Annotated in this window: 15 protein-coding genes and 1 pseudogene; 13 read left to right on the top strand and 3 right to left on the bottom strand. The window is 38.7% G+C overall.

Annotation, left to right across the window (positions count from 1 at the left end; all coding sequences use genetic code 11):
* Positions 1-110 precede the first annotated feature (110 nt).
* Complete coding sequence (locus PLEUR7319_RS0121785) at positions 111-1,613, bottom strand: hypothetical protein (RefSeq protein WP_019507352.1); 1,503 nt, start codon at positions 1,611-1,613, stop codon at positions 111-113.
* Positions 1,614-2,652: 1,039 nt separating this feature from the next.
* Between PLEUR7319_RS0121785 and PLEUR7319_RS0121780 the strand changes: the two genes are divergently transcribed.
* The 8 genes from PLEUR7319_RS0121780 to PLEUR7319_RS36345 all read left to right on the top strand — a co-directional run bounded on the left by PLEUR7319_RS0121780 (position 2,653) and on the right by PLEUR7319_RS36345 (position 11,686).
* Complete coding sequence (locus PLEUR7319_RS0121780; RefSeq protein ID WP_019507351.1) at positions 2,653-2,928, top strand: hypothetical protein; 276 nt, start codon at positions 2,653-2,655, stop codon at positions 2,926-2,928.
* A 311-nt stretch (positions 2,929-3,239) separates the two neighbouring features.
* Complete coding sequence (locus tag PLEUR7319_RS0121775) at positions 3,240-4,601, top strand: efflux RND transporter periplasmic adaptor subunit (protein ID WP_019507350.1); 1,362 nt, start codon at positions 3,240-3,242, stop codon at positions 4,599-4,601.
* A gap of 31 nt (positions 4,602-4,632) precedes the next feature.
* Positions 4,633-5,127, top strand: a complete 495-nt coding sequence (locus PLEUR7319_RS0121770; protein ID WP_019507349.1) for a DoxX family protein — start codon at positions 4,633-4,635, stop codon at positions 5,125-5,127.
* A 125-nt stretch (positions 5,128-5,252) separates the two neighbouring features.
* Positions 5,253-6,167 (top strand): MBL fold metallo-hydrolase, encoded by a 915-nt coding sequence (locus tag PLEUR7319_RS0121765; protein ID WP_158441870.1) that lies wholly within the window; start codon positions 5,253-5,255, stop codon positions 6,165-6,167.
* 114 nt (positions 6,168-6,281) lie between these two features.
* Positions 6,282-6,752 (top strand): N-acetyltransferase, encoded by a 471-nt coding sequence (locus PLEUR7319_RS0121760; protein ID WP_019507347.1) that lies wholly within the window; start codon positions 6,282-6,284, stop codon positions 6,750-6,752.
* Between the two features lie 85 nt (positions 6,753-6,837).
* On the top strand, positions 6,838-7,269 hold the full coding sequence (locus PLEUR7319_RS0121755; protein WP_019507346.1) for a DoxX family protein: 432 nt from the start codon (positions 6,838-6,840) through the stop codon (positions 7,267-7,269).
* Between the two features lie 47 nt (positions 7,270-7,316).
* Positions 7,317-10,502 (top strand): efflux RND transporter permease subunit, encoded by a 3,186-nt coding sequence (locus PLEUR7319_RS0121750; protein ID WP_019507345.1) that lies wholly within the window; start codon positions 7,317-7,319, stop codon positions 10,500-10,502.
* A gap of 89 nt (positions 10,503-10,591) precedes the next feature.
* The gene (locus tag PLEUR7319_RS36345; RefSeq protein ID WP_019507344.1) at positions 10,592-11,686 is read left to right on the top strand and encodes a serine hydrolase; all 1,095 of its coding nucleotides are present in this window, start codon (positions 10,592-10,594) and stop codon (positions 11,684-11,686) included.
* A 161-nt stretch (positions 11,687-11,847) separates the two neighbouring features.
* On the opposite strand, the gene PLEUR7319_RS0121740 is transcribed toward PLEUR7319_RS36345, so the two are convergent.
* Together PLEUR7319_RS0121740 and PLEUR7319_RS36340 are read right to left on the bottom strand one after the other, a co-directional pair.
* Positions 11,848-12,066 (bottom strand): type II toxin-antitoxin system HicB family antitoxin, encoded by a 219-nt coding sequence (locus PLEUR7319_RS0121740; RefSeq protein ID WP_019507343.1) that lies wholly within the window; start codon positions 12,064-12,066, stop codon positions 11,848-11,850.
* 10 nt (positions 12,067-12,076) lie between these two features.
* A pseudogene (locus PLEUR7319_RS36340) lies at positions 12,077-12,287 on the bottom strand (type II toxin-antitoxin system HicA family toxin).
* Between the two features lie 298 nt (positions 12,288-12,585).
* Between PLEUR7319_RS36340 and PLEUR7319_RS0121730 the strand changes: the two are divergent.
* The 5 genes from PLEUR7319_RS0121730 (at position 12,586) to PLEUR7319_RS0121710 (ending at position 14,138) form a co-directional block, all read left to right on the top strand.
* Positions 12,586-12,867: a DUF433 domain-containing protein gene (locus PLEUR7319_RS0121730; protein ID WP_019507342.1), complete on the top strand. Its 282-nt coding sequence runs from the start codon at positions 12,586-12,588 to the stop codon at positions 12,865-12,867.
* A complete protein-coding gene (locus PLEUR7319_RS0121725; protein WP_019507341.1) occupies positions 12,864-13,211 on the top strand; it encodes a DUF5615 family PIN-like protein in 348 nt (115 codons plus the stop codon). Before PLEUR7319_RS0121730 ends, PLEUR7319_RS0121725 begins: the two co-directional genes overlap by 4 nt.
* Positions 13,212-13,214: 3 nt before the next feature.
* A complete protein-coding gene (locus PLEUR7319_RS41420) occupies positions 13,215-13,361 on the top strand; it encodes a hypothetical protein (RefSeq protein ID WP_019507340.1) in 147 nt (48 codons plus the stop codon).
* 130 nt (positions 13,362-13,491) lie between these two features.
* Positions 13,492-13,737: a type II toxin-antitoxin system VapB family antitoxin gene (locus PLEUR7319_RS36335; RefSeq protein WP_019507339.1), complete on the top strand. Its 246-nt coding sequence runs from the start codon at positions 13,492-13,494 to the stop codon at positions 13,735-13,737.
* Positions 13,734-14,138 (top strand): PIN domain-containing protein, encoded by a 405-nt coding sequence (locus PLEUR7319_RS0121710; RefSeq protein ID WP_019507338.1) that lies wholly within the window; start codon positions 13,734-13,736, stop codon positions 14,136-14,138. The genes PLEUR7319_RS36335 and PLEUR7319_RS0121710 overlap by 4 nt, the downstream gene beginning before the upstream one ends.
* Positions 14,139-14,345 lie beyond the last annotated feature (207 nt).

Here is a 14,345-nt window from a genome sequence, read left to right as displayed (position 1 = left end):
TCGCTTATTTTTATTCCCAATCGGGTTTCTGAGAAAAGGTTAAAGTTTTGTACGGCAATTCTTTAACCCTTCCCGATTATTTAAGTTCTAATCGACTATTGGTAGCAGAACTAAATGAAACTATCATCTAACGAACCGAAAACAGCCAACTCTTCACTATTAATTTGATCGAGCGAATTATTGAAGGAAGCATCGATTTCTTCACTGGAAACGCCTATTGCTGATTTAAATCCATCCGAATATTCATAGACTGTTTCTTGGCGATAATCGATGACGCCATCTGCATCGTAATCAGATTCATAAAGACTAGTTAATGGATTCCCCCTCCTATCGTAGGTGTTGGTGGTAGTAGAACGAGAATCAATGATACCATCGCCATCGGAATCAGATTCATAAAGTCTAGTTAATTGATTTCCTTTCCTATCATAGGTATAAGTAGTGGAATAACGAGAATCGATTGTGCCATCGTCGTTCCTATCGCGTTCAGAAATTCTAGTTAGTTGATTTCCTCTTCTATCGTAGGTGCTAGAATAGCGGGAATTAATGATGCCATCGGCATCGTAATCGGATTCGGAAAGACTAGAGCGTAAATTCCCTTTGCGATCGTATTTATTGATGGTGGAATAACGAGAATCGATATTGCCATCGGCATCGTAATCAGATTCATAAAGACTGGTTAGTTGATTTCCCTTGCGATCATAGGTGTAGGTACTAGAAGAACGAGAATCAATGGTGCCATCGGCATCGTAATCAGATTCATAAAGACTGGTTAGTTGATTTCCCTTGCGATCGTAGGTGTAGGTACTAGAAGAACGAGAATCGATATTGCCATCGGCATCGTAATCAGATTCATAAAGACTGGTTAGTTGATTTCCCTTGCGATCGTAGGTGTAAGTACTAGAAGAACGAGAATCGATGGTGCCATCTGCATCCTGATCGGATTCGGAAACGCTAGAGCGTAAATTCCCTTTGCGATCGTATTTGTTAGTGGTGGAATAAAGAGAATCGATGGTGCCATCGTCGTTCCTATCGGATTCAGAAAGGCTAGTTAGTTGATTTCCTCTCTTATCGTAAGTGCTAGAATAGCGTGAATCGATAATACCATCGGCATCGTAATCGGATTCGGAAACGCTAGAGCGTAAAGTCCCTTTCTTATCGTATTTGTTGGTAGTCGAATAAAGAGAATCGATGGTGCCATCTCCATCTCGATCAGATTCGGAAAGACTAGTTAATTGATTTCCTCTCCTGTCGTAAGTGTAAGTAGTAGAAGAACGAGAATCGATAGTGCCATCTCCATCTTGATCGGATTCGGAAATGCTAGAGCGTAAATTTCCTTTCTTATCGTATTTGTTGATGGTGGAATAACGAGAATCGATTGTACCATCGTCGTTCCTATCGCGTTCAGAAAGACTAGTTAGTTGATTTCCTCTCTTATCGTAAGTGCTAGAATAGCGTGAATCGATGATACCATCGGCATCGTAATCGGATTCGGAAACGCTAGAGCGTAAAGTCCCTTTCTTATCGTATTTGTTGGTAGTCGAATAAAGAGAATCGATAGTGCCATCAGCATCTCGATCTGTGCTGGTAGTAATTGTTTCAGTTGTATTTTTCATGATTTCTTCTCCTGTTCTTGATAGCAGAGAAGCTTTGGTTACGATAAATCCCTAACAATCTATAAATTGGCATGATGGTCTGTTCCCATAACTTGGACAGGATTCAGTTTTGAGATCAATGCTATTCAATTTATCTTCTTGTCCTAACTAGTAGCCAATTCTTCTCAGCCTGATAACACTGACTCCACACTTCCAATCTTCATCACTTCAAGTCCCTACCCTGATTTATCGTTTAACAATAAATTCTTGAATATCGCTTATTCTGGCATTGTTGTAGCGTAACAACTCTTGTCAGAAACAAACTAGCAAAAGTTAGCCTTGACATCGATAGAGTTATCCCAGAACTTGATGGAAAGTATTGAATTCTGCGGGAGCGTGTTAATTTAGTCGAATTTCGCTTTCTGTTAGTGCTGCTCTTTAACGATCAAGTCTTTGTAAGGTCTTAAATTTCAATTCCTTAATACCTGATGATGAGAGCAGATAATACTTAATCAAGTTAAGTACTATTACTTAACTACACTTTTATTATAACTAATACTAATTTGAGCTGGATACATTATGTATTTGATGATACAAAAGTTCATTAATAACGGCTCAATGTCTTTATGGTTAAATGTAAACAGACTAATATTCGCCAAGTAATTCACCTCGGACAAAAAAATAGAACGCCTGTAATAAAAACTTTTTCTTCGATCAATGCTTGTCGAGTAAACTATTAGGTCAATCCTCCACATCCAGAATTGAAAGTTGTTTTTAACCAAAAAAAAGATGATAGAAAATTACTAATATTTTTGAGACTAATATTTTGATAATAGTTATTTTGTTAAGTAATCAAATGAGACTAAATTTATTTATTTCTTCAAACACATAATAGTTATTTTGATACTATAAAAACTATTATGTGCTTATTTTGATCTATATGTAGTGTAAAAGTAATTTAAAGATAGTAATTGTTTTTATGTTACCCTTATTTTAAGAATAATACTTGGCATTTTAATCAAAATAATCTTGAAAACAGTTAGATAGCAACGCTTTGACTATGTCTTCTGAAAAAGATATCTACCAACGATTTGATGATATAGATAAAGAATTAGTTACGCTTCACACATCATTAATGGAGATGAAACTTGATTTAGAAGCAATTAATAAAAGATTAATTTCACAATCTAAAGTTTCTACATCTCAATCTAATGTCTTTACAAATACTAATAGCTGGTCATCCAATACTATTTGGTTTTTATTAGGTGTAGTATCTTTTATTTTTGGTTATCATTTATTTGATATCTTAGATTTATTTCGTAGTTTTTTAAATTGAGCTTATAACAGTATAGCGGTTCTCAAATCATTGAGGTCGGAGCTTTGCGGGATGCAAGCTCGGGTTTCCCGAACGTTTCCGCCCGTTCCTGTGACTTCGTACAAAAAAAGTAAATTACCGCTTAATATCATCTTTTACTGTTTCTTCTGTTCACCACTACCCATCATTGAAAGGTGGACAGACTAATATTCGCCAAGTAATTCACCCCGGACAAAGAGGTTGACATTTTTGTGTCACATTTAGAAATTAAAATTATGAAAAATTAATAAAGATTGCAATCATCGAAACAATACTAAGTAAGCTTAAAAGTCATGAAATCAATTGACATCCCTGCCCAACAGTCCCCTGAATTAGAGCCTAAGCTAAAAAAGCCACCAACAGAAAAACACCCCAAAGTAAGCAAAAACAAAAATAAGTTATCGGGATGGTTGATCGCAATCCTAATTTTGGGGGGAAGTGCAGCTTCATGGCAAGTATTGACTTCTTCTAAATTATCAACAACTCAAACTACTACTCAAACAATACCTCCTAGACCAGTAACTACCATCTCTTTAACCTCAGGTTCGGGTAATAGGCAGGTTAGATTATTGGGACAAGTAGAAGCAGGAGAACGCGCGACTTTAAGTCCCCAAATTGATGGTACGGTAAAACAAGTATTCGTTAGAGAAGGCGATCGCGTAACTCCAGGAATGACGGTAGCAATTCTTGACGATGCCGATCCCAGATTAGCTTTAGCAGAAGCCCAGGCAAGGTTGGCACAAGAAAAAGGTAATTTGGCAAGGTTGGAAGTGGGCACTCGCCCAGAAATTATTGCCCAAAGACAAGCTGAATTGAATTCAGCTAGAGCCAGAGAATTAGAAGCACAAGATAATTTAGCAAGGGTTTCTAGTCTAACTGATGAAGGGGCATTATCACGCAGAGCATTAGTAGAAGCAAGAGCAGAAGCAGATGCTGCCACTAGTGAGAAATTCCGTGTAGAAGCTCTTTTGGCAGAAGCACAAGCAGGACCTACTCAAGAAGAAATTGACGCACAGCAAGGATTAGTGGGTGCAGCCGAAGCAGCTGTAGAACAAGGACAGTTGGGAATGCAGCGCACAGAAATCAAAGCAGCATTTTCAGGAATTGTCCAGTCCAGGGATGTCGATCCTGGTGATTATGTCGAAGTCAGCGATCCTGTCTTAACTCTAGTGAGCGATCGCTCTTTGGATATCTTTTTAGAAATTCCCGAAAGCTTAAGCGGACAAATCGCACCAGGAATGACGGTAAATTTAAATGCTAGAGCATTACCTAATTGGCAACAAGAGACAGAAATCACCGCAGTAATCCCTACAGCTAATACAGCTTCACGCCGTCAGTTAGTGAGAGTCAGTTTAGATAATCCACCCCAGGGATTATTACCAGGAATGGCAATTCAAGCAAATCTAGCTATGCCAGTTGAAAATGTAGATACTTTTATCGTGCCTCGCGATGCTTTAACCAGACGGGGAGATGAATGGTTGTTGTTTGCAGTCGATAATAACCAGGCACAGCAGATAGATGTAGAAATGGTTGCAGATTTTGGTAACGATGTAGTTATTGCTAATCCTGAATTACAAGAGGGGCAAAATATTGTAGTTACAGGAGGAGATGGACTAACAGATAGTGCTGCAGTTCAGGTAGTAAGTAACGAGTAAATTATAAATATACTCTGACTAATTCAATATTATGCTCGAAGACAAAACCCACACTAAACATAAAACTAATCTAGGTTTAAGAACGAGAGATATTGTTGCTGCCTATACTTTATTGAGAATAGTTGTTGGAATTAATTATTTCAATCATGGGGCAACCAGAATTTTCAACATTCCTGCCTTTATGGATTCAATGGTCAATACCATGCAAGATTCTTGGATTCCTGAATTTTTGGTGAGAATTAATGCAGCTTTAGTACCACCAGTAGAATTAATAGTGGGTGCGCTAATAACTATCGGTTTGTTTACACGGGGTGCGTTAATCGCCTGTTTTATCTTGATGGCTATTTTAATGTACGGCGTTACTATTATTCAAAACTGGGATACGGCTGGCAGTCAACTAATTTACAACATTGTCTTATTTATTCTTTTAGCCGGAGTTGGTTTTGATCGCATTTCTGTAGATGCTTGGTTAAGACTTAAACGCACTCAAAAAATTCAAACAAAACAACAGTCATCAAACAATTGACTAGCGATCGCATGCACCATATTTTTTCTTTAAAAAGGATTCTGATAAGCTTAATTAGTACAAGTCTTATCTTACTTTTGTATTACAACTGGCTTTTCATCACAATTAGTAAGGATTCTCAAGGATTGGTACTAGCTCAGGATAGTTATGATGACTTGACAATTAGACGTTATTCTTCGCCGAATTTTGCTCAAGTCAACTCTTACTGGATTGAAACTGCTGAAGGTATTATTGTTGTCGATGCCCAACTTTTTCTTTCACAAGCAAACTATCTTCGTAACGAGATTCAAAATAATACAGGCAAGTCTGTAATTGCAGTATTGCTTACTCATCCTCATGCAGACCACTTTGCAGGACTACCTATTCTAGCTGAGGTCGCAGTTAACGATCTATCTATCTATGCTTCCCAAGGAACATATGATGAAATGAAAAATGGCAATGGAGGAAGACCTTTAACGGATTTAAAAGAAATATACGGTAATGATTTTCCTAACCCAGAAGATATCCCTTTACCTAATCGTATCGTAGAAAATGGCGATCGCGCAGCCGAGGCGAAGCCTCATCGCTTTGAAATTGGCGGTGTCACTTTTGAAGCTAGGGTCATGGAAAATGTAGACTCCCCTTCATCTACTGTTTGGATTTTACCAGAACATAACATCGCATTGGTTGGTGATTTTGCTCCCGATCGACGCACCCCTTCACTAAGAGGCGGTACCAGTGCTAACTATTTAGCTCGGTTGAAAGAGATGCGAGAGTTACTAGAGGAAAAAGAAATTGTAAAAGCTTACCCAGGACATGGTGAACCTGGGACACCAGAAAACTTAATTGACCAAACTATGGCATACATTACATATGTACGGACTCAAGTTGAAACGTCACTAGTAGATGATGCTGAATTGTCAGACAAAGAATCAACTGAGATTGAAGCGTCCATCAAAGATCGCTTTGACCTCAAGTACGATACTTTACTGCTACCACGTATTACCGAAATTAATCTTCGTGCGATCGCAGAAGAGTTAAAAGCAGACAAGGAACTTTGACTAATTGAAATCTAAATTAATCTCTATATGAAAAAGACTAAAACGAAATTTATTATGAATTTAAAGTGCGATCGCTCAATATAAATACTCCAATGATTAATTCAAACAAAACAAATGTTTATAAAATCAGACAAAGACAATATTATTTTCAACGATACTAACAGCGAAGAAAGACGCGAATTCATCAATAATAAACTATTTGAATTTAATCAAGCCCAATCTGAAAAAGTCGTCGAATGCGATCGCTTGAAAACCGATCCACCTACTTTTATAGAAATTTATGCCGAAATTAAACCACAAAAACTAGTTGGTGGTTTAGTTAGCTATATTGATTGGGCTAGATGGTTATATATAGATAGAATTTGGGTAGATGCAAACTATCGAAAACAAGGAATCGGACAATATTTAATTAAATTTGTCGAACAAAAAGCCATAAATAAAGGAATTAAACGGGTCAGACTTTGTACATTTGATTTTCAAGCTTTGCCTTTTTACAAAAAGCTGGGTTACAAAGTTTATGGTGAACTTGAAGACTTTCCTGAAGGTCATACACTCTACTATCTCAAGAAAGTTTTACTTAATTAAGAATTTTAAAATAGTTATATAGTAAACAATTATTTTTTAGAAAAAATTCAAAATTACCATCTTGTAATTAGGAGTTGATTATCAAATGAAATATATTCCTTTAGCAGCACGTATTTGTCTTTGCTCGATTTTTCTTAAAGCAGGAATTGGCAAAATTTTAGGCTTTAGCGGTACTACTGAAATGATGGCAGGTCAGGGTTTACCAATTCCCGAAGTTTTATTAGTATTTACTATTGCTTTTCAATTAATTGGTGGTCTTTCTTTATTATTTGGTTTCAAGGTCAAGATTGGTTCAATTCTACTGATTTTGTTTTTAATTCCTGCAACTTTAGTATTTCATAATCCCCTTGCCGATCCTGGTGAAATGAATTCTTTTCTCAAAAATATTGGTCTAATTGGTGGATTATTAATGACTATTTATGCTGGTGCTGGTGCATTAAGTATCGACAATCTCACTGAAAGAACACCAAGGCAACAACAAGTAAGTAACGAGGCTTCAGTAATCAGTAATCAGTAATCAGTAATCAGTAATCAGTAATCAAAAATTAGCAATTAACAAAAACAATGAGTTTAATTAGAACCGCCGTTCGTTGGCGACACGGCACAGGGGTCTTATTTTGTCTTTTAGCCTTATTTGGTATCCTCGCTTTATTTCAATTGCCTTTAGAACTCCAACCAGGAGGCGATCGCCCTGAAATTAGTATTACTACTCCCTATCTTGGTGCAAGTCCAGCGGAAGTAGAAGATTTAGTTACTCGTCCGATCGAAGAACGACTAGAAGAAGTGCAGGGAGTACAGGAAATTACCAGTACCAGTCGAGCAGGTATCAGTAATATTAATGTTGAGTTTAACTGGGATAGCGACATCGATCGCAGTTTAGTAGATGTTCTTAATAAGTTACAGCAAGTTGAAGCACTACCCACAGAAGCGGATGAGTCTGATGTAGAAGTGGTAAGTGGTAGTAGCAGTCCAATGATGTGGGTAATTTTAACACCCAAAGAAGGCTTTACAGCAGATGACTATCATTACCGTGATGTAGTTGATGATGTAGTTGTCCCTCGCTTCCGCCAGGTGCGGGGAGTGGGACAGTTTTTAGTATCTGGGGGTAGAGAAAGAGAGGTTGAAGTAGTTGTCGATCCTAAAGCCTTAGCCGATCGCAATCTTACTATTGGAGATGTAGCTAGCACCCTCCGTAGTAATAATCAGGATATTCGTGGTGGTCCTTTGGTATTGGGACGCAGAGAGTATCGAGTGAGAACTGTTAGTCGCATTCAAGACGTGGAACAGTTAGAAGGCTTTGTCTTGCGTCGGGATGAATCGGGAACAGTTTATCTAGGAGATGTCGCCGAAGCTCGCATGGGTCGTGCTATCCAAGACCGAGCCTTGCTACGCAATAACGAACCTGCGGTAGCTGTAGGAATTATTCGTCAGATAGGGGGCAACGTCCCCGAAATATCGGCAGGAATTAGAGAAGCTTTAGGAGAACTAGAAGCTAGATTTGATCGCGAGGGGGAAGGAATTGCTTTTGATATTCCCTATGATGAAAATGACTATATCAATGAATCAATTTCTTTTGTCCAGGGAAATCTAATTATCGGTGCGATTCTCGCTGCCCTAGTTTTACTTTTGTTCCTCGGCTCATTAAGGACCGTTGGCGTAATTGCGATCGCCATTCCCACTACTTTAATTACAGTTTTTATTGTTTTCTATATCTTAGGTCGCACCCTTAACGTAATCAGTTTAGCCGGGTTAGCCTTTGCAGTGGGAATGGTGGTAGATAATGCGATCGTGGTATTAGAAAATGTTTTTACTCATATGCAGCAGGGTAAAACTCCCATGAAAGCTGCGATCGATGGGACGCAGGAAGTAGGTGGCGCAATGTTAGCTTCTACTTTAACTACCGTGGCAGTGTTTGCACCTATCGTTTTAGTTACGGGAGAAGCAGGACAATTATTCTTTGATATTGGTGTGGCACTTTCGGCTTCCGTATTGTTTTCCCTCTTTGCTGCCCTAACCCTAATTCCCATGTTAGCGGGACTGTTTCTCAAACGTTCCGAAGCAGACCAAATGCTATCAGGAGGAGAATACAGAGGAGGAAATTGGTTAGAACGTGCGGTTATGCGAACTTCAGTTGTTTTTCGCTTAGGACAAAGCAAATTAGAGAATTTTCTCTTAAAAACTGTCCGCTGGTCATTAGGAAGAGGCAGACTAAAACGTCGTTTATTAGTTTTAGTACTTCCGATAGTTTTATTAGTCGCTAGTTTCCAATTATTACCTCCTGCTGACTACCTACCAGAAGGAAACCGTAACCTGATTTTGTGGTTAGCAGAACCCTTTCCAGGTACAAGTATTCCTGAAGCAGTAGAACTTTCTCAAGGACCAAGAGACTTTATCAGCGAACAACCAGAGATAATGCGTACTATTTATGTACATCGTCCTGGTTTGAGAGCCGTTGCGGGTTTTGTTAAGTCTGAATTATCCACCGGAAATAATCTCGACGATATTGTTAACCGTCTACGACAAGCAAGCGCCAATTTTCCTGGTTATCGTTTTCTTGTACCTAGGCGAGTGTCTATTTTCCAAGATCCTGGTAAAGAATTTGAAGTGCAGATTATTGGCGAAGACTTAGAAGAATTAGATCGGCTACAACAACAAATCAATCAGCAGATAAGTCAGTTAGAAGGAATTCAAAATGTCCGTTCCAATTTTGTCACAGGTGCGCCTGAATTACAGGTAATTCCCGACCGCGAACGGTTAGCAGAATCAGGGCTATCAGAAGGGGAAATAGGGGAAATTATTCAAGCTGCTTTGGGTGGTTTAAGAGCCTCTGAATTTGTTGATGGTAAACGAGAAATAGATGTCACTGTCGAATTGCAGAATACATTTGTGGAAACACCTGAACAATTACGACAACTAGCTATTTTCAACGGTAACGGTCAAAGATTGCAACTATCTGATGTTGCCGAAGTGCTGGAAACCACTGGTGCAGATACCATTAATCATGTCGATTTAGAAAGATCGATTACTCTAACCGCTAGTGTAGCCAGCGACGCTCCTTTAGGTGCATTGATTGATCGCACCGAACAGCAAATTCTTGAACCTCTACGTCAAAACTTACCTCCAGGTGTGCGAGTTGAATTGGCAGGCTCAGCAGATGTTTTAGCGGAAACTTTGTTTCAGTTAGGCTCTACATTTCTCCTTTCTTTGGTAATCACCTATCTGCTGCTAGTTGCTTTGTACCGTTCTTTTATCTACCCGCTGGTAATTATGGCAACAGTACCCATGGGTATGACAGGCGCATTATTATCCTTAGTGATCGCTAATTCTATCCCTGGTATGGTCGTACCTCTAGATATGATTACAGGGTTGGGTTTTGTAATTCTCACAGGGGTCGTAGTTAACAATGCTATTCTCTTAGTCGATCGCACCTTACAACTCCAAGCAGAAGGGATGGAATACGATGCCTCTCTTTATTATGCTGTCGGCGATCGCTTGCGCCCAATCTTCATGTCGGCAGGAACTAGCGTACTGGGTATGTTACCCCTAGCTGTACTGCCAGGTAAAGGTGCAGAACTCTATCAGGGTTTGGGTATCGCTCTCACAGGCGGTTTAGCTCTCTCTACTTTTTTGACTCCTACAGTGATTCCTGCTTTGATGGGATTATTACAGGATTTTCAACCTAGAAAAACTAGAAAAGAGCAAAAACTTCAACAGGATGAATCTCTAGAATTGGTAAACGAAAAACGTTAGAAAGTAAGAGCTGAGGCAAACAAGTATATTTTATAGAATGGGTAGAGTTTATTACTACACCAAAAATAGGTCTAATCTCAAATTCAATTATGAACTCCGATCTAAAAGCAAAAATAGAAAGGGTTGAAAATGGTTTGTTGTTACAGTCAGAAAATGAATCATCGGATGCTAAATACAAATTACGCGATCGCATGGAGTTTTATCAAGTACCAGGTGTAAGTATTGCAGTAATCGATCGAGGCAAAATTGACTGGGCAAAAGGTTATGGAGTAAAAGAAGCAGGAAGTAACGATCCGATAGATTCACAATCACTGTTTCAAGCTGCGTCAATTAGCAAACCTGTCACTGCTACGGCGATTATGCAATTAGTACAGTTAGGAAAACTAAACCTTGACAGTGATGTCAATGAGAAATTAGTTTCTTGGCAAATTTCTCAAAACCTTTTCACGCAAGAGAGAAAAGTTACCCTTAGAAATCTACTGAGTCATACGGCTGGTATGACAGTGCATGGTTTTGTAGGATATAGTTCTGATGAGTCAGTACCTACTTTGTTACAAATTATAAACGGTGAAAAACCTGCTAATTCGGACGAAATAAAGGTAAATAGCGAATTAAACCAAGAATTTAGGTATTCTGGTGGTGGATACGTAATAATTCAGCAACTTTTAGAAGATTTTACTGGACAGCCATTTGACGAATTTATCCAGGAAACTGTTTTAGACAAACTAGAAATGACAAACAGTACTTTTAAGCAACCGTTACCCGAAGCCAAAGTTAACTCTGCTGCTGTAGGTCACAATGACAAAGGAAAGCCTATAGATGGTAGTTGGCATACCTATCCTGAAATGGCTGCCGCTGGATTATGGACGACTCCTACTGACTTAGCTAAATTGGCAATCGCCATTCAAAAGTCTATAGAAGGCAAGCAAGATAGTATTCTCAATCGACAAACAGTTCACGAAATGCTTTCCCCACAAATTGGAGGATGGGGATTGGGTTTTAAAATACCAGAAGAGAATTTGGAACGTTTTGCTCATGCTGGTGCGAATGAAGGCTATCAATGTTTGATGCTGGCTGAAAAAAACACTGGTCGAGGTGCAGTAATCATGACTAATTCCGATTGCGGTATCGAGTTGGGATTGGAAATTATCGCTAGTATCAAACAAGAATATGATTGGGAGTAAAGCGATCGCTGTTTAAAAAATTATGTAGGTAAATGCGATCTTGTCTGACAACTTCAAGCAGAAGGAATGGAATACGATGCCTCATTATATTATGCTGAGTCGCGATCGCTATTTTGTCGATTATGTAGGGAAGTGCGATCGCTATTTCCTAAGTTCAAATTTTAAGCAATCTGAAGTGTATTGGGTGCGGGGATAGATTCGCCTTCTGTAGCCCACGCTTCTAAGTACATTTCAATGACTTCTTCTCCATTGCGAATTGCCTCTTCACGAGTTTTACCATGAGTACAAGGCATCACAACGCGATCGCTAAATTCAGGAATTGTCACTAGAAAAAGACGATCTCCATCATTCCATTGCACGATCATACTGTATTGATTCATCAAATTTTTCCTACCTTAATTCTTCTAATTCAATTAGTAACTTGGTTAGCTGTTTCTCCTAAGTATAGTGGTACATCATCTCCGTCTTTGCCTGAAATGGTGAGTGTTTTCTTTAGTAAGGGATTTCGCCAGCGTTCGTGACTACCTTTGCCACGCTTAGGTAAATAAACAAATCCTTCACGAGTAATTTGAGATTTTAATTCTCGAATTTTTCTGGGCATAGATTGTAATTTTCTTAACTGTTACTCATAATCGAGCGAACATTTATTTAATACCATACCTCTGTATATTATCTTGTCGGCGATCGCTATTTTTCAAAATTCTGCGATGAACTGCGATCTCGTTCCGAGCCAGCGAAGCTGACCGCGCCTTACAACTCCAGGAAGAAGGTATGGAATACGATGTTTCTCTTGATTATGCGGATAGGCGATTGCGTTCTTTATCTGTTGCCGATGTTTTTAAGTGTTAATGGAGTAGCTACAATTATGGGGAAAGTTCAACTACGAAGAATAATCAATTATGGTTCAATCTACAAAACACCTTTATATAGTTAAAGATGAAAACATTCTCAACGGCGAACCAATTATCAGAGGAACGCGGACACCTGTTAGAGCAATTGTAGAAACCTGGCGTATGGGAATTCCTCCAGAAGAAATTGTTAATGGCTTGCCACACTTGACCCTTGCACAAATATTCGATGCCTTGAGTTATTACAGCGATTATCAAGATAAGATTAACACTTACATTGAGCAAAATCGAATTCCCGACAATCTAATCGATCCTTTAGTACGTGATTTATGAGTAGTTTGTTTATTCGTCTTTACTTAGATGAAGATGTTAACGTGCTGGTAGCCGATTTACTTAATGCTAGAGGCTTTGATGTTTTAACTGTAAGAGATGCAGGGAAACTTCAAGCAAGCGATGCAGAACAACTTGCTTATGCTGTTAGTCAACAAAGAGCTTTAGTTACACATAACCGTAATGATTTTGAACGGCTTGTTCAAACCTATTTTGCTACAGAACAAAAGCATTATGGAGTAATTTTAGCCGTTCGCCGTCCACCCCAGGCAATTTCCAGAAGACTTCTAGCTATTTTGAATCAAGTAACAGCAGATGAAATGGAAAATCAAGTTCGATACATATAATTATTGATTCGTGATCGCGCCCTACAACTCCAAGCAGAAGGTATAGAATACGATGCTTCTTTATATTATGCGATAGGCGATCGCTTTTTCTTAGATTTTGCGGTGAAAGGCGATCGTGCCTTACAATTCCAAGATGAAGGTATGGAGTAGGACGCTTCTCTCTATCATGGTTAGTTGCGATCGCTAGTTTTATAATTACGTGGTGAAATGCGATCGCTAACAAGTTAAATCTTGTGCGTTATATTGTAGAAAAGATTGCACAAGATTTAGTTAACTGTCCATGGCTACTAATTTAGAAATTGACAATGAATTAATCCAAGAAGCATTAAGACTTGGCGGACATCGCACCAAACGTGCTGTGGTTGAAGCAGCATTGCAAGAATACGTACAGCGTCGCAAACAACTAGAAATTACTGAATTGTTTGGAAGGATTGAATATGAAGATGACTATGACTATAAGCAACAACGTGAGGGACTGTCCCCTGAGTCAAACGCAGGGGCTTGTATGCCCCGTCGCAAGTCATGAAAGTCATTGTTGATACTTCAGTTTGGTCATTATCGTTGAGACGATCAAAAAAGCAACAGAATGGTTCAATAATCAACAAACTTCGCGATCTAATTGTTGATAGTCGAGTAGTTCTGCTTGGTGCAGTCAGACAAGAAATTCTTTCTGGTATCAAACATCAAGAACAATTTGAGAAGTTAAGAAATCGCCTTCGAGCCTTTCCCGATCTAATATTAGATACAGAAGATTATGAATTAGCAGCAGAATATTTTAATCTTTGTCGTCGGCATGGTATTCAAGGGGCAAATACCGACTTTTTAATTTGTGCTACTGCCAATCGAAGAAATTATGAAATTTTCACTACAGACAAAGACTTCGTCAATTTTAGCCAATATTTACCAATAGTTTTGACGCAACTCTAACAATAGCTATTTTTCAACTTGTTTCTTTTGATTATGCGGTGAAGTGCGATCGCGGTTAAATAGTCATAAAGGCAAATACAGCACAATTCCTTTCCATTCAGCTTGCTCTGTACAATCTATTATCAATAACAACTTCAAGTAGAAGGTATGGAATACGATGCTTCTTTATTATGCTGTAGGCGACCTCGTGTAGCGAGCCATTGCGGA

Origin of the sequence: Pleurocapsa sp. PCC 7319 (genome assembly GCF_000332195.1) — a bacterium.
In the GTDB taxonomy this organism is placed as follows: Bacteria; Cyanobacteriota; Cyanobacteriia; order Cyanobacteriales; family Xenococcaceae; genus Waterburya.
Note: the sequence above shows the minus strand (reverse complement) of the source record. Positions and strands in the feature narration are given on the sequence as shown.

Excerpts from the sequence above, each read along its gene's own strand:
- PLEUR7319_RS0121785 (WP_019507352.1), bottom strand. The coding sequence starts at position 1,613 with ATGAAAAATACAACTGAAACAATTACTACCAGCACAGATCGAGATGCT.
- PLEUR7319_RS0121780 (WP_019507351.1), top strand. The coding sequence starts at position 2,653 with ATGTCTTCTGAAAAAGATATCTACCAACGATTTGATGATATAGATAAA.
- PLEUR7319_RS0121775 (WP_019507350.1), top strand. The coding sequence starts at position 3,240 with ATGAAATCAATTGACATCCCTGCCCAACAGTCCCCTGAATTAGAGCCT.
- PLEUR7319_RS0121770 (WP_019507349.1), top strand. The coding sequence starts at position 4,633 with ATGCTCGAAGACAAAACCCACACTAAACATAAAACTAATCTAGGTTTA.
- PLEUR7319_RS0121760 (WP_019507347.1), top strand. The coding sequence starts at position 6,282 with ATGTTTATAAAATCAGACAAAGACAATATTATTTTCAACGATACTAAC.
- PLEUR7319_RS0121755 (WP_019507346.1), top strand. The coding sequence starts at position 6,838 with ATGAAATATATTCCTTTAGCAGCACGTATTTGTCTTTGCTCGATTTTT.
- PLEUR7319_RS0121750 (WP_019507345.1), top strand. The coding sequence starts at position 7,317 with ATGAGTTTAATTAGAACCGCCGTTCGTTGGCGACACGGCACAGGGGTC.
- PLEUR7319_RS36345 (WP_019507344.1), top strand. The coding sequence starts at position 10,592 with ATGAACTCCGATCTAAAAGCAAAAATAGAAAGGGTTGAAAATGGTTTG.
- PLEUR7319_RS0121740 (WP_019507343.1), bottom strand. The coding sequence starts at position 12,066 with ATGAATCAATACAGTATGATCGTGCAATGGAATGATGGAGATCGTCTT.
- PLEUR7319_RS0121730 (WP_019507342.1), top strand. The coding sequence starts at position 12,586 with ATGGTTCAATCTACAAAACACCTTTATATAGTTAAAGATGAAAACATT.
- PLEUR7319_RS0121725 (WP_019507341.1), top strand. The coding sequence starts at position 12,864 with ATGAGTAGTTTGTTTATTCGTCTTTACTTAGATGAAGATGTTAACGTG.
- PLEUR7319_RS36335 (WP_019507339.1), top strand. The coding sequence starts at position 13,492 with ATGGCTACTAATTTAGAAATTGACAATGAATTAATCCAAGAAGCATTA.
- PLEUR7319_RS0121710 (WP_019507338.1), top strand. The coding sequence starts at position 13,734 with ATGAAAGTCATTGTTGATACTTCAGTTTGGTCATTATCGTTGAGACGA.